The sequence below is a fragment of the Methylocystis sp. sgz306128 genome (assembly GCF_056032725.1).
Genome location: NZ_JBVYWO010000007.1, coordinates 92679 through 110684 on the forward strand (window position 1 = coordinate 92679; position 18006 = coordinate 110684).

Here is an 18006-nt window from a genome sequence, read left to right on the forward strand (position 1 = left end):
ATTGTTTATCTAAGCAATATTTAGATAGACAATACGCTGCCTGTCAATCGCAATTTAAGAAATGCTTAGATTAGGAAATGCGTCTCAGCGCATCTGTCTGAGACTTCCGCCCCCTGCCCGGCTTGCGCCGGGCCGGTCATCCGCCACCAGCGTTCCATCAAGCCGGCAAATCGGCAGCACTCAGGTCAAACACCTCATCGGGGAAGAACTTGGCAAGCCGGATATCGGCTGACCGGGCATGCCCCTCCATGCCTTCGAGGCGGGAAATTCTTGCTGTCGCTTCAGCCAGAGGCCGGGCGGCAGCGCGTGTCGCCCGCTGCCATGTCACAGTTTTCATGAATTTATGTACGGATAGCCCGCCGGTATAACGCGCCGCACCCGATGTCGGCAGCACATGATTGGGGCCGGACGCCTTATCGCCGAAGGCGACCGTCGTTTCCTCGCCCAGAAACAGCGAGCCATAGGCGCGCAAGCGCTGGAGCCACCAGTCAAGATCTCTGGCCTGCACGTGCAGGTGCTCCGGCGCATATCGATCCGCAACGGCCGCCATTTCCTCGGCGCTCTCACAAAGGACAACTTCCGCATAATCGGCCCATGCCGCGCGGGCGCTGTCTCGGTTCAATGCGGGCAGAGTATCAATCAATGCCGGAACAAGCTGCATAACCCGCTCTGCAAGGCCCGCATCAGTGGTCACGAGCCAGACCGGCGAGTTGTAGCCATGCTCGGCCTGCCCGACCAGATCGCTGGCGACCATTTCCGCATCGGCACTGCTGTCGGCGACAACCATGCTGTCAGTCGGGCCGGCAAACATATCGATGCCGACGTGGCCGTAAAGAATGCGCTTGGCCTCCGCGACATATTGATTGCCCGGCCCGACCAGAATGTCGGCCTTGGGCAGGCCAAACAGCCCGTTCGCCATGGCAGCTATGCCCTGTACGCCGCCCATATTCAGGATCATGTCCGCGCCGCACAGATCCATCGCATAGATGATCGCGGGCGGAATTCCTACCCCGGCACGCGGCGGCGAGCAGGCCGCTATATGCGGAACACCCGCGACCTTGGCGGTGGTGATTGTCATGATCGCGCTCGCCACATGGCTATAGCGCCCTCCCGGCACGTAACACCCTGCCGCCGAAACCGGGATCTGCCTCTGTCCGGCGATAAGTCCGGGCAATATCTCTACAGCACAATCCGTAATCGTTGCGCGCTGCGCTTCGGCAAACCGGCGCACATTGTCATGGGCGAAGCGGATATCGGCTTTCAGCTTCTCCGGCACCAGCGCAGCCGCAGCCTTGCGTGCTTCGGGCGAGACAAGAATCTCGCCATTCCACTTGTCGAGCTCCATCGCAAGTTTGCGCGCGACGCTCTCGCCGCCTGCGGCAATCTCCGCCAGCATCTTTTCAACAATCGCGCGCACGTCTCCTTGATCCGATTCGGCGGATCGACCGGCTTTTTTCAGATATTTCATGGCTTTGGCTTTCAGATTACATCCTGCCCTTCCAAGGCACGAGGCGACGCTCGACAAAACGCATCAGAAGGTCGAAGGCGAAGGCGATAATGGCGATGACGAATATCCCCATGATGACGACAGGGGTTTGCAGGAATTGACTGGCCGACAGAACCATATAGCCAAGACCCTTCGTGGCAGCGACCATTTCCGCGGCGACCAGCGTGGTCCAGCCAAAGCCGATACCAATCCGCATGGCTGTCAGGATTTCCGGCAGGGCGGAAGGCATAATGACATAGCGCATGACCTGCCATCTGGTGGCCCCGAAGGAATAGGCCGCGTGGATCTGTTCGATCGCTGCGGATTTCACTCCCGATCGCGCACCCAAGGCTACAGGAGCAAAAACCGAAAGGAAGATCAGCAAAATCTTCGATGTCTCACCGATCCCGAACCAGATGATCATCAGGGGCAGATAGGCAAGCGGCGGGATCGGGCGATAAAACTCGATCGGCGGGTCGAAGATGCCGCGGATAACCGGGCTCATACCCATGGCGAGCCCGAGCGGAAGCCCAACCACACAAGCCAGAAGGAAGGCGCCGAACACCCGTACGGTCGAAATTGCGAGATGATCGAGAAACGGCGTGCCGGTGAACCCGACATTCCAGATCGAAATGAATTTTTTCGCGATCACCAGCGGCGGTGGCACGAACAGAGGCTGAACCCAGCCCATGGTCGTCACGAGCCACCAGACAAAAAAGAACAGTGCAATCGAGCCTGCTGAAAGCCAGAGCGTATTTCCCTGGCCCGGTACGCCGTAAATCTCGCCCGGTCTGGTTGGCCGCGCCCGGGAAAGGCGGGCAATAATACCTTCCGAAGCGCGTGACGGTGGGGAAGTCTGGTGCGTCATGCTGCGGCCTCCTCGTCGGCAAAAATAATTTTCAGAACGTCTTCCCGAAGCCGGATGAATTCCTGTGACGCCTTGACCTGACGCGCCGGCGCGCCATCGAGAAACTTTCGCGAAAACGGCAGGTCGAACATATGGGTGATGCGGCCAGGACGCGGCGACATGACAACCAGTTTCGTTCCCATGAACAGCGCCTCTTCGACGCTATGCGTGATAAAAAATACAGATTTCTGGGTATTGTTCCAGATATTGAGAATCAGCTCCTGAGCCTTTTCGCGCGTCAGGGCATCCAGCGCGCCAAGCGGCTCGTCCATCAGCAAAATCTTAGGGTCGCAGGAAAGAGCACGGGCAATTCCGACGCGCTGCTGCATGCCGCCAGACAGCTTATATACCGGAGCGTTCTGAAAGCCATCAAGCCCCAGAAGCCCGACAAACTTGTTCGCAGCCTCATAGCGCTTCGCTTTGCTTATGCCCTGAATCTGCAATCCAAAAGCAACATTGTCGAGCACATTGAGCCATGGCAGGAGCGCGTGCTTCTGAAAGACGACGGCCCGATCCGCTCCGGGGCCCGAAACCATTCGGCCATCCAACATCAGGCTTCCCGATGTCGGGGCCAGAAACCCCGCGATGAGATTAAGCAGCGAGGATTTTCCGCAGCCCGATGCCCCAAGCGCGACGACAAATTCCCCATCCTGGATGGTGAGGTTTATCTGGCTTAAAGCATTAACGGGCGGGCGCCTGTCGGCTGCCGGATAAACTACCGATACGTTATCAATAATCAACGCCATGCGCATCTCCTTGAGAGTTCCGGCGTCCTGCCCGAATTAGCTCGGGCAGGACTTCGTTGACTTATTTCACAGCTTCTTCCGCAATGGACATGTTCACGAAGCGCGAATAATCGCTCGCCACAGTGTCAATCCGGCCATTTGCCTTGAGAAAATCGGCCGTCTTTTTGAGCATAGTGGCAGAACTGCCCAGCCACTTGGCGCTCAACTGCTCTTTCAGCGGAATGAACGTATAACCCTTCAGAATATCGGGAATCTGATCGGGCGCGGCGCCGGTGACGCTGGCAATGGCTTTCACGCTGGCATTATCGGCAGTCCAGGCCGCAGGATTTTTGAGATAGGCCTCATTTGCAGCGTCCATTGCCTTGGCAAAAGCCACCATTTCCTTCTTATGGCCTTCGGCGAACTTTTTGTCGGCAACCCATGCATTAAAGGTCGGATAACCCCATTCCGCCGTTTGATTGGCGCTGACAATCCGGGTGCCGGTCTTGAGAATTTCGGTCTGAACCGGCGGCCAGATAAAGGCCGCGTCGATCACGCCCTGTCCCCAGGCAGCCGCAATCTGATCCGGCTTCATCGACATGATGGTCACATCGTTTTCCTTGAGACCGGCGTGGGTAATAGCCCCGATCAAAGAGAAATGCGAAGTCGAACCCACCGGCACAGCAACACGCTTGCCTTTCAGGTCGTTGAGCGACTTGATTCCAGAACCGTTGCGAGCAATCAGACTCTCCGAGTCACCGATCGCATAGGAAAACATGAACATCTGCAGGTCAACGCCCTGACTGGCCGCAATCGTCAACGGCGACGAGCCCAGTTCACCAACCTTGACATCGCCCGAGGCCATGGCTGCGATCACATCCGAGCCTGAGTCGAACTTACGCCATTCGATTTTCCAGCCTGTGGCCTTCTCAAACTCGTGCGTCGCACGGGCAGCGTTCATCGGCGTGGGATCGCTAAAGGTGGCGATGACCATGGTTTCTGCATAAGCGGCTGTCGCGGACAGGGCCAGAACGGCAGCCCCGATTGTCATTTTTCGGAATATATTATTCATATTGTTTCCTCCTAGGTTTATCTTTGGCATTTAAGCTCTTGTTTTTAATCAAATAATTTTGTTTTAGGTCCTTGTTGCGCGATTCTCCCCGGTGGCAAAGGTAAAGATGGCTTCGACCAATCGGTCGAGGGTATCGAAGGTTACAGCGCCCTCGGATACTGACCCGGCAATCAGCGAAAATTCTGTACATGCGATCATCTGAACCATGGCGCCGCGGCTCAGCAGCTCTTCAGAGGCGACCATCAGCGTGCGGCGCGCCATGGGCTGCGGGCCTTCCGCCTTGATCTGGCGGATTGCCGCCAGCATCGCCGGCTCATCTTTGGCGTACAGCCCGGTTAACCCCATCCGGGACAGGGGCGCATCGAACAGGCCGACCTTTCTGACGGCGGGTGAAGCAAGAATTCCGACAACCTTATTCTCGCCAGTCAGTTCAGCCGCATGGGCGACCGAGTTCTCAACCATGTCCAGAAAGGGTACTTTGACTGCGGCCCTTATGGCCGGGGCATAGTGATGTGCGGTGTTGCAGGACATCGCCAGAGCCTGGGCTCCCGCAGCGACAAGACGGCGGGCCATATCGGCGAGAACCGGGCCCGGATCTTCGCCTGTTCCTTCGATCAGGTGCCGGATGCGCGATGGCACCTGCGGGTTTTGATCGACGACAAGAGGAATGTGGTCGGCATCGTCCTTCGCCTGTACGCGCGCCAGAATCTTCTGCATGATCAGAATCGTCGCTTCCGGCCCCATCCCCCCCAATATGCCGACACGCCGCATCATGCGACGCTCCGAACAGCAAGAGCGCCGACCGTGTCCAGAATATGGTCCGCAATCAGGGCGCAATCCTCAAGGCTGAACGTCAGGGGCAGGCGCATATCAAAAAGGCCGGAGAGAATGGCATCGGTCCGGGGCAGGCTCTGCGGCGCATTATAACGCCAGCTGTGATGGGTGGATGTGAAGCCCGCTGGCTGCTCGGCACCAAACCACTTCACCTCAACGCCGACGGATGCCAGACGCGCAACAATGTCGCGCGCGGTTGCGGCGGAAATGCCCGGGATCAGAAACTGGATTGACGAACCGACATAGCTTTCAGCCGCGGGACGGTTCGGCATTCGGATCGCTTGGCATGTAGCAAGACGTTGCGCCAGATAGTCATGCCGCGCATTCCATGCACGGATGCGTTCTTCTATCGTCCTCAACTGAGGGCGCAGAAGCGCCGCGCGCAGATTGTCCATGCGCGCCGAAGTGTTGGGTGTTTCCAGACGGATCTGGGCAAAAGTATCAGGCGCGGGGCCAGCACCATGCCGATCATAAAACATGTAGGACCCGGAAAGAATCGTGGCGCGGGCCATGAAATCGGCGTCGTCAGAGGTCAACAGACCGCCCTCCCCCGAATTCATATGCTTGTAGGTCTGGGTGCTGAAGCACCCTGCCAACCCAAAGGAACCCGATCGGCGACCATTCCATTTTGCGCCCATCGTATGTGCGCAATCTTCGATCACCGTCAGATTAAGGCTTGCCGCGAGCTGCGCCAGACGATCCATGTCACACAAGTGACCGCGCATATGTGACAACAGCAGGTGACGGGCTCCGGTCTGGCGGGCCTTAGCACCCAGATCGTCGAGATCGATCACGAGATCCTGCGTAATCTCCACGAGGACAGACTTTGCGCCGACCGCGGCGACCGCACCCGGCACCGGCGCCAGAGTGAAGGCATTGGTCAGCACGGGGGTGCCGGGCTGAACACCGGCAGCCCGCAGCGCAATCTGCATCGCCTGCCCGCCCGAGGCCACGGCGAGGCAATAACGCGCGCCCTGCCAGGCAGCATATTCGCGCTCCAGAGCCATCGCCTCGCTCTCTTCACCGCCCACCATATTGTAGCGGTGCAGCCGGCCCGAGTGCATCACCGCATCTGCAGCCGCGATGCCCTCCTCCGGGATCGGAGGCTGTTGCGTGAAATTGCCGGTGAACCGCGCTCGGGACATGCCCTACTCCACAATCAAGGCTTTGTTGGCTTCAGCAAAAACGGCATCATACCCAAACAGAGCCGCCGATCCGCCAGTATGCAGGAAAACCACGCGTTCGCCCTTCTTAAACTTGCCCTTCCGGCAATAATCGATCAGGCCGGCCGCACCCTTACCCGAATAAACCGGATCCAGAAGCAAACCTTCCAGTTGCGCAAACATGCGGATCGCCTCCAAAGTATCTTCGCGGGGAATGCCATAGCCCGCACCAACATAATTGCTATCTGCAACCACGTCGCTGCGCGACACCACATCAGGGCAGCCCAGCTTCTCGGCAGTCTTGAGCGCCAGATTATATACGCTCTGCTCCTGCTTCTCCTTGGGCGCGCGTACGCCGATGCCGGTCAGCGGAATGCCGGAATTGATCGCCTTCAGTCCGGTGATCAATCCGGCCTGCGTCCCCGCGCTTCCGGTCGCCGTAACAATATGGTCGATCACCAGCCCGCGGTCATTGGCCTGCGAAACCAGTTCAAAGGCGCAATTGACATAACCAAGCGCGCCCGTGGCATTCGAGCCGCCGCCCGGAATGATATAGACCTTCCGGCCCTCGGCGCTGAGTTGTGCGGCGACAGCCTCCATTGCGGCCTGCATATCCGTATTACCGGCGCGCTTGGATGTTGTGGCTCCGTGCAGATGATCCAGCAGCACGTTGCCATTGGTGTTATAATTGGCATCGTTTGAACCGGTGCGATCTTCCAGCAGGATGTGGCAGGCCATGCCAAGCTTGGCCGCGAAAGCTGCGGTCTGGCGGGCGTGGTTGGACTGCGTCGCTCCTTGAGTGATCACCGTATCGGCGCCCATGGCCAGAGCTTCGGCCATCAGGAATTCAAGCTTGCGGGTTTTGTTCCCGCCTGTCGACAAGCCCGTGCAATCGTCGCGCTTGATCCAGAGTTCCGGCCCGCCCAATTCCTTCGACAGGCGATCCAGCTTTTCCAGCGGGGTCGGCAGATGGGCCAGAAAGACGCGGGGAAAGCGGGCGAGGTGCATGTGAACTCCTTGGCGTAATTTGCATAAATCAATTATTGAACTTAAGTTTTTTGATTGGCAAATTCGAAATAAGTGAAACATAATGCACAAAATGCAACTTAGAGGGCAAAATGCGCCTTGAATGGCTCGAAGATATTTTGGCGATAGCCGAAACCGGTTCCTTCAGCGGCGCCGCCGAACGCCGGTTGCTGACGCAGTCCGCCTTTTCCCGGCGCATTCAGCAGATAGAGGATCATATCGGCGTCGAATTGTTCGACAGAAGCCGCAAGCCGGTGCAACTGAAAGCCACGACACTGGCGCAAAGCGAACAAATTACGCAGCTAGCTGCGGCGCTGCGCCAATTGGTTGTCGATCTGCGCCGAGGGGACCGCATTACCAGCAACAAGATTGTTATCGCCAGCCAGCATTCGCTGACATCGTCGCTGACGCCGTCGATCATTCAGGGCATGCAAAATCGCGGCGAAAACATCTATGTCCGCCTGCGCTCTGCCAATCTGGACGAATGTTTTGGCTTGTTGCTTTCCCGTCAAGCGGATGTCGCCATCGTCTATCACCTGCCGGACGAGACCGACGAACTGAGCTTTGACTACCTTGAAACGATAAATATCGGGACTGACCGCCTGATACCGGTTTTTGCCAAAAAGCTGAACACAGACTTCAGCACAAGCGTGGATACGCTCGATATCCCCTATGTCGCCTACCCCGCCGACGTATTTTTTGGGAAAGTCATGGAGCGCAAGATCATGCCGCTGCTGCAGCCGCTGGCGGCGGTGCCCATGGTAGAGACGGCGCTGACGTTGGCTGCGCTTGAAATGGCTTCGGCGGGTGTAGCGGTGGCATGGGTACCCGCATCTCTGGCGCTGGAGCGGATTTCAGCCGGCAGGCTGGTCGATCTGTCGGAAACCCTACCCGATTGTCAGTTGCTGGTTCAGGCTGTCCGGCTGCAAAGTTCTCCCGGGCCTGCAGAAGACGCGTTCTGGTCCCAACTCAAGTCGCTGCAGGCGAAGATATAAATTTTTAAAGGCGTCGGCACACGTTGGATAAAAAAGCCGGCTTTCACGGATATTTTAATATATCATTCTTAGGACACATAAATATTGGACGTAGCAGGAACTCCGTGATACGAAAATGAACACGTGAACTTGCACCCTCCATTGGGCCGCAAAATGTCCGGTCACATGGTCGTTGGTTTGTTTAACGCTGTCCTTTCCAAGGGGAGATCAACCAATGCCAACATATATTATCGAGCGCGAAATTCCGGGTGCCGACAAATTTAGCGCAAGTGAACTGAAGGCCATTTCTGCGAAGTCGAATGAAGTTGTCGCCGGACTGGGGGTTCCCTACCGCTGGATCACGAGCTATGTCGCCGGCGACAAGGTTTACTGCGTCCACGAAGCCGATAGCGCCGAAGTCGTTCTTGAGCACGCAAGACGCGGCGGCTTTCCAGCAAATAAAGTCACGGAAATCAGTTCGATCATTGGCCCCGCAACAGCCTGAATGCTGCGAGCACGTGTCGCGATCCTGAACTTTGCCGGGTCTGCTTATAAAGCCGGACTCGTTGTCGGCGGCTGGGCTTCAGTTACGCATCTGTTTTCATTACATTCAGCTTCGTCTGACAATGCCCTTGCGCCTTGAACGCCGGGACATTGCCAACTCTCGGCTAAAACCCCGAAATATTGTGCTCACCGCCACAATGTTCGGGGCGGCGGCCCCAGCTCCGTCGCACAATTACGATTTCATCGGCCCTCCACAACCATATTCTGCCCTCCGGCACGGACTTCAAAGGCCAGATGCGGTTTATGGTGCTGGCCGGCCCCTCCACCTCAGGTCGTGAGCCGTTGAATAATCCCGCTATTTCGCAAATCCGGAAAAGCGTGATACCAATATAAACAGGGCAATTTCTAATGAATGACTATTGGGAATACCGAATCCGTGTGCGATAAATTCTCATCTTAGATTCGAGATATTTGTTTTTTTGAAAAGCGATATTTTTCCTGATTTTTAAGCATTGTTTGGAGGGATACATGAAGTCCGAGCAACTTTTTGACCGGTTTTTTCCGAAATTTGCGCAAAAAATCGTTGTTTTCATTGACACGAAACGCACAATGAAGGCGTTGATTGTTGGTGCAATCTCAGCTGTTGCGATCAGTTCTTCTGTTTGGGCTCAATCCGCTGACGAATTGGCCAAAAAGCTGGCGAATCCGATTGCCGCTATGATCAGCGTACCGTTTCAGGAAAATCTGGACTGGGGCGGCGGCCCTGCAAAAAACGGATTTGCCTCCACATTTAATTTCCAACCGGTCATTCCCATAAAACTGAATGAAGATTGGAATCTGATCTCCCGCACAATCGTACCGGTCGTTTATCAAGAACGGATCGGGCCTGCATATCAGGGTGGCCTTGGCGACACAACGCAGAGTCTGTTTTTCTCGCCGTCGAAGCCGACTTCCGGCGGCTTGATCTGGGGCGTTGGGCCAGTCTTTCTGCTGCCAACAGCAACCAACTCGATGATCGGAACAGAAAAATGGGGCGCAGGCCCGACCGCCGTTGTCCTCACTCAGGTTGGTCCCTGGACAATCGGCGCATTGGGTAATCATATCTGGTCTTTTGCCGGGGATAGTTCGCGTCAGGAAGTGAACAAATCCTTCATGCAGCCTTTTCTGGCCTATTCCTTAGGTCATGGCACGTCGTTGAATGCGAATCTGGAGGCCTCGTACGACTGGGTCAAACATAGCTGGCTGGTGCCGGCAAATTTTGGTGTTTCCCAGGTGTTCAAGGTTGGCGAGCAAGCCATGAGCGCAAGCGTCGGCGGCAAATATTTTATCGCGTCGCCGACTGGCGGGCCAAAATGGGGCGTGCGCATCGCGTTAACCTTGCTGTTTCCGAAATGATACTGTCTCCGTCAATCAGAACCTCATCATAACTCGCGTCTTACCGGCATAAGACATCGCATAATCATAACATGCGAGAAAAATCGATCTTGCCGAAACAGCGGAGCGGACGCAAAATTGACGCGCCTTCATATTTTGAGTCATATTCTATTTTTGATAAGTCATAATTTGGGCATTGCGAATGACGGGTTTATTCCAACGAAATCATCGCAGCCCTTCTCAAAAATATAAACGTAAATGCCGGTATATTCTGAATTTCTCGGCTAGCTTCAGACGCCCACCACGGGGCCTTGAGGGCGCGCACCCTAAGATTGCAGCATTGTCGTTGGCGACAGTCTGCCTGAGTTATCTGGTTTGCATGCCAGTTGCCTCGTTGGCGAAACCGCTCAGCCATCAGGCTCCGGGGAGAGCTTCTTTGCAGGCCTGCCCGTGGACACCACCGGAAGCGGAAGCCTTCGATACACCGCAGTCGCAGCTCGACGCTGAAAACAAGGCCGACGAAGAGGATAATTCCGGGGACGATAATTCCGAAAGCGCAGACAATTCGGACGCCGCTGCCGGCTCAGGATTTTATATCCCCGGCTCCGGCTGCGTTCTCATTGGCGGCAGTTTTGCGTCCGGACCTGAATTTACCGAGGTCACGAGCAAAGGCTCGCGCCTGACCAAGCCCGGCCGCATCACCAACCTGCAATTTGCCCTGACGGCCGGCGTTGACTTTACTCATTATGCCCAAACGGAATATGGCGATTTGATCACACGTCTGGGCTTTGAAGGCGATCAGAACAAAAATGTTTCGATAACCTCCGCCTCTATTTCTCTGGGAAGCGCGACCTTCGGCATAGAAACCTCATTTTATGATGGCTGGCAGGCCTCGGAATTCTCATTCCGAGCACTCACCCCAACTCAATCGCCTGCCCAGATGGCCTATGTGTTCCGCCCCACGACGAACAGCACCCTGACTTTTGCACTGGAAGACCCCTCCTTCCGGCGCGCGACTGTATCTGGTTATGGCGGACTTGCCGTGCCTGACCTGATCGGGCGCTACAGATATTCCGCGGGCGACTGGCAGTTCATCGGCAGCGCTGCCACACATGAGACAACCTTCTCTAATGCAGCTTTGACGCCGTTTTCATCGCAGCCTGCCCCTCTCTGGGGCTTCGCCATGCAGGGCTACGTAAGGTATGCATTGCCCAATGATGCGCAGGAGGACAATTCATATATCATTCTGCAGGCCGGATATGCTCATCACGCACCCGGATATCTCGGCATCAATAATCCCACCAGTGCGTTCAACCTCGCCTTGCCCGGTGCTTTTGGCGCGGAAAATGCCGAGCGCGCCACCGGCATGAACAGCGCCATCGTCGCCAGCTGGGCCTGGAGCGAGAAATGGAGTTCGGCGGCTTTCGCAAGCGTCACGAAACTGGATCTGCCTGACAATTACAGTTCGGGCGCTGTATTGTCCGGCCGCAGCGCGCTCAACCTGACTTACACGCCTGTGGAAAATCTCAACCTGACCATTGAGGGCGGGTTTGCCCGCGTGATTTCCCATAATTCAAGCCTTCCGTCCTCGCGGCAGACGTCGCTGATATTCTCGGTGTCTCACTCATTTCCCTGACACGCGCGCCGCAATGTCGCCTGCGGGCCGTGGTGCCGAAAACTCTAGTCCTTGAAGCTCGCTATGCTGGCGGCGGTATCCAGCAAGGGCTGCTGACTGATCTGAAAAACGCCCATTCCGGGCCGATCAATATCCTGAATCAAGAAAATCACTGCCCAGATGCCGATCGTCATGACATAAAGCGGCAACCGAACCGCCGAACGCCGCGTCTCTATGCTGGCCGAATAACCGGTAAACATGCTGGCTACAGCGGTGAGAATGTATAAGCCTATAATGATGAAATCAGGAAGACGACTGTTGACCGCCGTCAGTCTTGTCTCCTGCGCATCAATCATCTCATTGAGGCTCTGAATATACAATCCGCCGGGCACCATCGCACTATCTTTGGCGGCGATTGTCTTTGCCGCCTGCCACAACTTTTCCTGAATAAGGCTTGAATGATCCACGGCAGCCTGAATTTCTGCCGCGGTGGGCGTGTGGTCGATCAGATCGAGCCGGGTCTGCAGATATTCGCGCAAGAGCTGCAGGCTCTGTGCATTTATCGGCGGCGGGAGCAGGCGGGCGCGCAATGCTGTCGTGCCAATGGCGTTGGCTTCGGCCACCAGCGCCTCACGGCGGATCTCATGACGCGTCAGGGCCATGGAAAAGGTAAAGCCGATCATCAGTGTCAAAAGCCCGAGAATCGCGGTCGTCATGAGCGGCATGCTGCGCCCCTCTCTTGAGAGCGCGCGCTTGCCGAGCTGATACCCAGCCTCCGACGCCAATATCAGAAGAGCCAGCGCTACCGGGCCAATCCAAACCAGCGAAATAGACTGCAAACTGAACATGGCGAATTTATCCCGATTGCGGCCCGTGCCTGAGCCGGGCGCGCACGATTCCGATCCCCAACACGCATTTCATGAGGCCATGCTATAGATTTTCCTCAATAATCGCTTTGACGCGTCCCGATTTCACGGCCTTGACCAGCGCCGCGTGATCGCGCTCGTTCTGATCGGCATAGGCATTCGCAAAATCGCTGATCGCTTCATCGAAAGAATCCGACTTGCCCAGATATCCGCTGATGATTGCGGCATCTCCGGATTTGGCATGAGCGCGCGCGAGGGTCCAGCCGCATAATTCAGAATATCGCTTCAATTGCAGTGCGGACAGATCCTCGATAGGGGCAGAAAATTTCATGTCCCGCAATTGCCGGACATAAAAGTCGTAGCCCTTCCGGCCTCTGGCCCAGCCAAGAAAAATATCGCTCGAAGACTGCATCAGCTTTTGGCCCATGACAACCCGCTGCCCCTGATTGTCATACACGCTCTTGCCGACATAAGGCTCAAGCACGGATCTGCGCGCTTCCTTGATCTGTAGCAGCAATGTGTGATTGTCGGCGGAAAAGAACAGACCGACCATACACCGCGTGCCAACGCTGCCGATGCCAACAACCTTGACCGCGAAGTCCTCGAGCCTGTAGCGATCCCACAAGACGCGGCGTTCGTCCGGCAAAGATTGACGATAAACGTCCAAGCCCTCTTCCATGCGCGAACGTGTATCGTCATCAAACACGTGGAACAGGATCGGCGGCTGGTCGACCAGACGGCGGCGGCCTCCGACAAGCGTGCTGATCTTGGGAATGAGATAGTCCCCGATCCTTGTGCGCGCCTGCTCGGCCACCTGTTCGCGGGCTTTTCTGGCCTCGGCATCTGGCGCAATGCTGATGAGTCTTTCCGCGTCGAGACAATCATACCAGACTTCAAGGGGGTTCATCTTCGAATATTGACGCAGATGTTCCCGGTATGAACGGACGCATTGCAAGACGACAGAGCGTGCATTGTCATCAGAAAGATTGCTGGACCGGGCCGCGACAACAAAACTGACGGCAAGACGCTTCAAATCCCACTCCCAGGGAGCGGGCAAGGTTTCATCAAAATCATTGATGTCAAATATCAGATTTCGCTCCGGCGTAGCGAACAATCCAAAATTCATCAGATGGCAGTCGCCGCAGACCTGCACGTGAACCCCGTTGTTCGGGGTTTGGGAAAGATCGTAAGCCATCAGGCTCGCCGCCCCGCGCAGGAAGGTGAATGGGCTTCGCATCATGCGGCCATAGCGGATCGGGATCAGTTCGGGCAAGCGATCCTTATTCGATTCCTCCAATATCTTGACAGGATCGAGACGCTTTGAATGGGCTTTCCACTCGGCGTGACTGCTACGCGGCGTCTTGTCCCGGAGCGCCTTGCCAGCGAGCAATCGTTCCTCGCGCGAACGAAAGACCGTACGCGCAGATTCTTCTGATATCGCAGGCGGAATGGCGGGTTTCAACTCGTAAGTCTGACTCTGGCCCTTACCTTCGTTTTTGTGAGTCTTTTTCTTGTCAAGCATGTTCGCCCCCATAGCCGACATCAAGCAGATTTTGCATGCGCGCTCAGAGACGCGCGCGGCAACGAAACGCAATAGATACACTGCGGAATTGAGAAAATTATTTATTAAAAATCACAAACTTAAACCGACTATGACATGAAACAGCGCAAACAACCCATAGGACTATTCTTGCACCCGGGTAGCCGGGTTGCCTTGATTTATGTCATTGACATATCTTCGGTTTAACAACAGCATATCAAAATTGATACTTATCGGAAGTAAAGATCTGCTGGGTCGATCGAGTTCAAAGAAAAATTCGCGCCAATCCAAACAGGCAAAAAATTATTTTTATAATTATTGGGGGCCAAATATAATTTTTGCCGCGTTCGCGCCGTCTAATTTAACACTCTGTATTTCAACAATAATTTTTGTGAAACGCCTTTCTGCCGGTTTACAGGCCAAAGCTGATGAGGCGATCGCGAAGAAACTGCCCGAAGGTATGCCGGACATTATCGTAAGCGCCAGCGCATCCCGCTCAGCGACCTGAAGACAGGCTCTGCGCTCGCGCGCGATGATTTCAGCTTCAAGGCGCCCGAGGGCGCCAAAAAGGCTGCGCATCCACAAACTTAGCACGCTCGATGGCGCTGATGAAATACCGGCCAATTTTCCTGAGGAGATGTACAGTGAACCTGCTTGTTCGATCCCACCGGCTGATATTGGCGTGCCTCCTCGTACTGCTGGTGTTTAAATTCGGCGAACATGTGACAGGCAATCACAGGCTGGCATTCGTTTCAAGCGCACAGGCCGTTGTCGGGCGTCCTCTGACACCGGTCAGCGCGGCCGGCGTTGCCCGCCGCACGGTCCGGCGCTGTGCTGCAGGTGTCTACTCTTGCTGAAATCAACACATCTTTGCGGGTTCTCCAGGCACACGTTCCTGCCCCGAAAAACCATTCACGAGTCACAAGGAGCTGAAAATGAAACGGTTTAAAGCCACAGCGATGCTGATCGCTCTTCCGGCGTGTATCGTGTTGGGTTCTCAGGCTATCGCCCAAGAAGCGGCAACCGACGTCGGCACCCTCGACAAAGCCGGGGCTGAAGCAGTTTTTCCGAAAAAGGCCCCCTACTCTCCCTATGCTGGCCGGACATTCCCCTCCCGTCCGCTCTTTGGCGATACGCATCTACATACGGCAGCATCCTTCGACGCAGGCTTGTTCGGTGCCAAGCTTGGGCCCAGAGAGGCCTATCGTTTTGCGCGCGGCGAAGAAGTCATTTCCTCCAGCGGCCAGCCTGTCAAATTGTCTCGCCCGCTCGACTTTCTTGTTGTCGCAGACCATTCCGACAATATGGGCATGTTTCCCGATCTTCTGGCTGGCAAGCCGGAGATGCTGGCTAATCCCAAGGGCAAGAAATGGTATGACATGATGAATTCGGGCAAGGGCGGTGAAGCTGCGATTCAGATGATTTTCTCCTTCACCGACGGAACCTTCCCGAAAGAGCTTATCTACAGCCCCGGAACCCGCGCCTTCAAAACAGCATGGCAGGATAATGTCGCCGCAGCGGAAGAGTTCAATGAGCCGGGCCGGTTCACAGCCTTCATCGGTTATGAATGGACATCGACCACGGCTGGCAACAATCTGCATCGGAACGTCATTTTCCGCGACAATGGCGACAAGGCGAGCCAGGTCGAGCCTTATGTCACAATGAAGCCCTGGGGCAGCGACAATCCTCGCGATCTGTGGAAATGGATGGCCGCCTATGAAGACAAAACCGGCGGAAATGTCCTCGCCATCCCGCACAACGGCAATCTGAGCAACGGATTGATGTTCCCGGTTATCGAATCGTTCACGGGCAAGCCAGTCGACAAGGCTTATGTGGAAGAACGCGCGAAATGGGAACCGCTGGTCGAGGCCACGCAATCCAAGGGCGACGGCGAAACCCACCCTGCGCTCTCGCCCAACGATGAATTTGCAAATTTCGAACGTTGGGATTTTGGCAATCTCGACGGTACTGTGGTCAAGAAGCCGGAAATGCTCGAATTCGAATATGCGCGATCGGCCCTGAAAAACGGACTTAAACTGGAAAGTCAGCTCGGCACGAATCCGTATAAGTTTGGTCTGATCGGCAGTTCTGACGCCCATACTGGCCTTGCCGCCATGGAAGAAGATAACTTCTTTGGTAAAACCGCGTCCATGGAGCCGAGTCCGGAGCGATTGCATTCGACATTCCTGGGAAATCCAAAGACCGGCATCAAGATAATGGACTGGCAGGTCAGCGCCTCCGGTTACGCAGCGGTATGGGCTAATGAAAATACCCGCGCTTCGATCTGGGATGCGATGGAACGCAAGGAAACCTATGCCACGACAGGGCCGCGTATGGTCGTGCGGTTCTTCGGTGGCTGGGACTTTGACGCTGCCGACGCGCAGACCCGGAGTCCCGCCGTTGCCGGCTACAGCAAGGGAGTGCCGATGGGAGGCGATCTTCGGGATGCACCTGAGGGCAAATCTGCCACCTTCCTCGTTGCGGCCCTCAAGGACCCTATCGGGGCAAACCTTGACCGTATTCAGATTGTCAAGGGATGGCTCGATGCCAAAGGGGAAACTCACGAACAGGTCTATGACGTGGTTTGGGGCGGCGACCGCAAGCCGGGGCAGGATGGCAAATTGCCGTCCGTCGGCAGCACAGTCGATATAGAAAACGCAACCTGGACAAATACTATCGGGGCGCCGGAACTTATCAAAGTGTGGCAGGATCCCCAATTCAATCCGAAAGAGCGGGCATTTTACTATGCGCGGGTCATTGAAATTCCGACACCGCGCTGGACGGCATATGACGCCAGACGATACAGCACCAAGCCATTGCCGGGCACCCAGATGACCGTCACGGAACGCGCCTATACTTCGCCGATCTGGTATACGCCGGAGCCGTCGAAGTAACAGGCCTGTCAGCCGCCCATGTCCCGGCTGCCGCATCAGCCGCCGGGACAATTTGGCCAGATGCCCAGATCAAGGTTTATCAACGTGCTTCGGCGGTTTATCCAAGAACCTCTCGTTCATTTTCTCGCGCTCGCTCTCGTCATATTTGGCGTTTACGGCCTGATCGGCGCTGGCAAAGCTGGAAAGCCCGATAATATTGTCGTCACGAGCGGGAGGATCGATCAGTTCATTACAGTCTTTGCCAGAACCTGGCAGCGTCCGCCCTCGGGCGCGGAACTGAAGGAACTGATTGACGACTATGTCCGGGATGAAGTTTACGCCCGGGAGGCCATGGCCCTCGGAATTGACAGAGACGATGCAGTGATCCGCCGTCGCCTGCGCACAAAAATGGAATTCCTGGACGATGCAAATGCAGATTCCGCCGTTCCGACAGATACGGAACTCGAAGCCTATCTCAAGGCGCACGCTGAACTGTTCGCCACCGAACCAAAATTCTCCTTCGAGCACGTCTTCATTGACGAACAACGTCATGAGGACGGGGGCAAAAGCGCGGCTGCAGCGGTCCTGAAAATATTGGCAGAACAAGCAACCTCTGACCCCGCTTCGCTCGGCGACAGTACGTTGCTGCCTTCTGAAATGCCCCTGAGCAGCACAACCGCTATCGGGCAGGTATTTGGCGACGAATTCGCCAAAGCGCTTCTGGATGCTAAACCGGGCCGATGGAGCGGGCCAATAAAATCGAGCTATGGTTTGCATATCGTGCGCGTTCACCTTCGCATTGATGGCGAACTGCCGCAGCTCAAGAACATTAAAGCAGCCGTCCGGCTCGAGTGGAGCAACGACAAGCGCAACGAACTGCGCAAAGCACATCTCGAGGATATGCTCAAACGCTACCATGTGACGATCGAAAGCCAACCATCAAAAGGTATCGCGCAATGATGCGATCCCTCATTTTCACGTGTCTCTTGCTGATAGTCCAAATACTGGCGCCGCCCGCTTTGTCTGCGCATGAGTTGCGGCCCGGAT

The 18006-nt window shown here is 55.8% G+C and carries 16 protein-coding genes; 6 read left to right on the forward strand and 10 right to left on the reverse strand.

Features of this window, described 5'->3' with window-relative positions; translation table 11 throughout:
* Nucleotides 1–157 precede the first annotated feature (157 nt).
* The 7 genes from hisD to cuyA all read right to left on the reverse strand — a co-directional run bounded on the left by hisD (nucleotide 158) and on the right by cuyA (nucleotide 7195).
* On the reverse strand, nucleotides 158–1468 hold the full coding sequence (gene hisD / locus AC0N03_RS12300; protein WP_474289093.1) for a histidinol dehydrogenase: 1311 nt from the start codon (nucleotides 1466–1468) through the stop codon (nucleotides 158–160).
* 16 nt (nucleotides 1469–1484) lie between these two features.
* Nucleotides 1485–2354 carry an ABC transporter permease subunit gene (locus AC0N03_RS12305; protein ID WP_474289094.1) on the reverse strand — a complete coding sequence of 290 codons (870 nt, stop codon included), beginning with the start codon at nucleotides 2352–2354 and terminating at the stop codon, nucleotides 1485–1487.
* A complete protein-coding gene (locus AC0N03_RS12310; RefSeq protein ID WP_474289095.1) occupies nucleotides 2351–3139 on the reverse strand; it encodes a taurine ABC transporter ATP-binding protein in 789 nt (262 codons plus the stop codon). The genes AC0N03_RS12305 and AC0N03_RS12310 overlap by 4 nt, the downstream gene beginning before the upstream one ends.
* Nucleotides 3140–3200: 61 nt before the next feature.
* Nucleotides 3201–4190 carry a taurine ABC transporter substrate-binding protein gene (gene tauA, locus AC0N03_RS12315; protein WP_474289096.1) on the reverse strand — a complete coding sequence of 330 codons (990 nt, stop codon included), beginning with the start codon at nucleotides 4188–4190 and terminating at the stop codon, nucleotides 3201–3203.
* Nucleotides 4191–4253: 63 nt separating this feature from the next.
* The gene (gene cuyB, locus AC0N03_RS12320) at nucleotides 4254–4964 is read right to left on the reverse strand and encodes a cysteate racemase (protein WP_474289097.1); all 711 of its coding nucleotides are present in this window, start codon (nucleotides 4962–4964) and stop codon (nucleotides 4254–4256) included.
* Entirely contained in the window at nucleotides 4961–6169 is a 1209-nt protein-coding gene (locus tag AC0N03_RS12325) for a DegT/DnrJ/EryC1/StrS family aminotransferase (protein WP_474289098.1), read from the reverse strand. The genes cuyB and AC0N03_RS12325 overlap by 4 nt, the downstream gene beginning before the upstream one ends.
* Nucleotides 6170–6172: 3 nt before the next feature.
* Nucleotides 6173–7195 (reverse strand): D-cysteate sulfo-lyase, encoded by a 1023-nt coding sequence (gene cuyA / locus AC0N03_RS12330; RefSeq protein ID WP_474289099.1) that lies wholly within the window; start codon nucleotides 7193–7195, stop codon nucleotides 6173–6175.
* A 110-nt stretch (nucleotides 7196–7305) separates the two neighbouring features.
* Here cuyA and AC0N03_RS12335 point away from each other — a divergent pair, with 110 nt between their 5' ends.
* The 4 genes from AC0N03_RS12335 to AC0N03_RS12350 all read left to right on the forward strand — a co-directional run bounded on the left by AC0N03_RS12335 (nucleotide 7306) and on the right by AC0N03_RS12350 (nucleotide 11701).
* Nucleotides 7306–8208 carry a LysR family transcriptional regulator gene (locus AC0N03_RS12335; RefSeq protein WP_474289100.1) on the forward strand — a complete coding sequence of 301 codons (903 nt, stop codon included), beginning with the start codon at nucleotides 7306–7308 and terminating at the stop codon, nucleotides 8206–8208.
* 214 nt (nucleotides 8209–8422) lie between these two features.
* A complete protein-coding gene (locus AC0N03_RS12340; RefSeq protein ID WP_474289101.1) occupies nucleotides 8423–8692 on the forward strand; it encodes a DUF4242 domain-containing protein in 270 nt (89 codons plus the stop codon).
* A gap of 608 nt (nucleotides 8693–9300) precedes the next feature.
* Complete coding sequence (locus AC0N03_RS12345) at nucleotides 9301–10086, forward strand: transporter (protein WP_474289144.1); 786 nt, start codon at nucleotides 9301–9303, stop codon at nucleotides 10084–10086.
* Between the two features lie 415 nt (nucleotides 10087–10501).
* Nucleotides 10502–11701 carry a porin gene (locus AC0N03_RS12350; RefSeq protein ID WP_474289102.1) on the forward strand — a complete coding sequence of 400 codons (1200 nt, stop codon included), beginning with the start codon at nucleotides 10502–10504 and terminating at the stop codon, nucleotides 11699–11701.
* 44 nt (nucleotides 11702–11745) lie between these two features.
* Here AC0N03_RS12350 and AC0N03_RS12355 read toward each other — a convergent pair whose 3' ends face one another.
* The 3 genes from AC0N03_RS12355 to AC0N03_RS12365 all read right to left on the reverse strand — a co-directional run bounded on the left by AC0N03_RS12355 (nucleotide 11746) and on the right by AC0N03_RS12365 (nucleotide 14665).
* Nucleotides 11746–12528 carry a bestrophin-like domain gene (locus tag AC0N03_RS12355; protein WP_474289103.1) on the reverse strand — a complete coding sequence of 261 codons (783 nt, stop codon included), beginning with the start codon at nucleotides 12526–12528 and terminating at the stop codon, nucleotides 11746–11748.
* 82 nt (nucleotides 12529–12610) lie between these two features.
* On the reverse strand, nucleotides 12611–14068 hold the full coding sequence (locus AC0N03_RS12360) for a DUF2252 domain-containing protein (protein WP_474289104.1): 1458 nt from the start codon (nucleotides 14066–14068) through the stop codon (nucleotides 12611–12613).
* A gap of 333 nt (nucleotides 14069–14401) precedes the next feature.
* Complete coding sequence (locus AC0N03_RS12365) at nucleotides 14402–14665, reverse strand: hypothetical protein (protein WP_474289105.1); 264 nt, start codon at nucleotides 14663–14665, stop codon at nucleotides 14402–14404.
* 380 nt (nucleotides 14666–15045) lie between these two features.
* Here AC0N03_RS12365 and AC0N03_RS12370 point away from each other — a divergent pair, with 380 nt between their 5' ends.
* Both AC0N03_RS12370 and AC0N03_RS12375 read left to right on the forward strand, forming a co-directional pair.
* Nucleotides 15046–16980 carry a DUF3604 domain-containing protein gene (locus tag AC0N03_RS12370; RefSeq protein ID WP_474289145.1) on the forward strand — a complete coding sequence of 645 codons (1935 nt, stop codon included), beginning with the start codon at nucleotides 15046–15048 and terminating at the stop codon, nucleotides 16978–16980.
* A gap of 18 nt (nucleotides 16981–16998) precedes the next feature.
* The gene (locus tag AC0N03_RS12375; RefSeq protein ID WP_474289106.1) at nucleotides 16999–17919 is read left to right on the forward strand and encodes a peptidyl-prolyl cis-trans isomerase; all 921 of its coding nucleotides are present in this window, start codon (nucleotides 16999–17001) and stop codon (nucleotides 17917–17919) included.
* Nucleotides 17920–18006: the final 87 nt, after the last annotated feature.

Coding starts and splice junctions, on each gene's coding strand:
- hisD (WP_474289093.1), bottom strand. CDS start 1,468: ATGAAATATCTGAAAAAAGCCGGTCGATCCGCCGAATCGGATCAAGGA.
- AC0N03_RS12305 (WP_474289094.1), bottom strand. CDS start 2,354: ATGACGCACCAGACTTCCCCACCGTCACGCGCTTCGGAAGGTATTATT.
- AC0N03_RS12310 (WP_474289095.1), bottom strand. CDS start 3,139: ATGGCGTTGATTATTGATAACGTATCGGTAGTTTATCCGGCAGCCGAC.
- tauA (WP_474289096.1), bottom strand. CDS start 4,190: ATGAATAATATATTCCGAAAAATGACAATCGGGGCTGCCGTTCTGGCC.
- cuyB (WP_474289097.1), bottom strand. CDS start 4,964: ATGATGCGGCGTGTCGGCATATTGGGGGGGATGGGGCCGGAAGCGACG.
- AC0N03_RS12325 (WP_474289098.1), bottom strand. CDS start 6,169: ATGTCCCGAGCGCGGTTCACCGGCAATTTCACGCAACAGCCTCCGATC.
- cuyA (WP_474289099.1), bottom strand. CDS start 7,195: ATGCACCTCGCCCGCTTTCCCCGCGTCTTTCTGGCCCATCTGCCGACC.
- AC0N03_RS12335 (WP_474289100.1), top strand. CDS start 7,306: ATGCGCCTTGAATGGCTCGAAGATATTTTGGCGATAGCCGAAACCGGT.
- AC0N03_RS12340 (WP_474289101.1), top strand. CDS start 8,423: ATGCCAACATATATTATCGAGCGCGAAATTCCGGGTGCCGACAAATTT.
- AC0N03_RS12345 (WP_474289144.1), top strand. CDS start 9,301: ATGAAGGCGTTGATTGTTGGTGCAATCTCAGCTGTTGCGATCAGTTCT.
- AC0N03_RS12355 (WP_474289103.1), bottom strand. CDS start 12,528: ATGTTCAGTTTGCAGTCTATTTCGCTGGTTTGGATTGGCCCGGTAGCG.
- AC0N03_RS12360 (WP_474289104.1), bottom strand. CDS start 14,068: ATGCTTGACAAGAAAAAGACTCACAAAAACGAAGGTAAGGGCCAGAGT.
- AC0N03_RS12365 (WP_474289105.1), bottom strand. CDS start 14,665: ATGCGCAGCCTTTTTGGCGCCCTCGGGCGCCTTGAAGCTGAAATCATC.
- AC0N03_RS12370 (WP_474289145.1), top strand. CDS start 15,046: ATGCTGATCGCTCTTCCGGCGTGTATCGTGTTGGGTTCTCAGGCTATC.
- AC0N03_RS12375 (WP_474289106.1), top strand. CDS start 16,999: ATGTCCCGGCTGCCGCATCAGCCGCCGGGACAATTTGGCCAGATGCCC.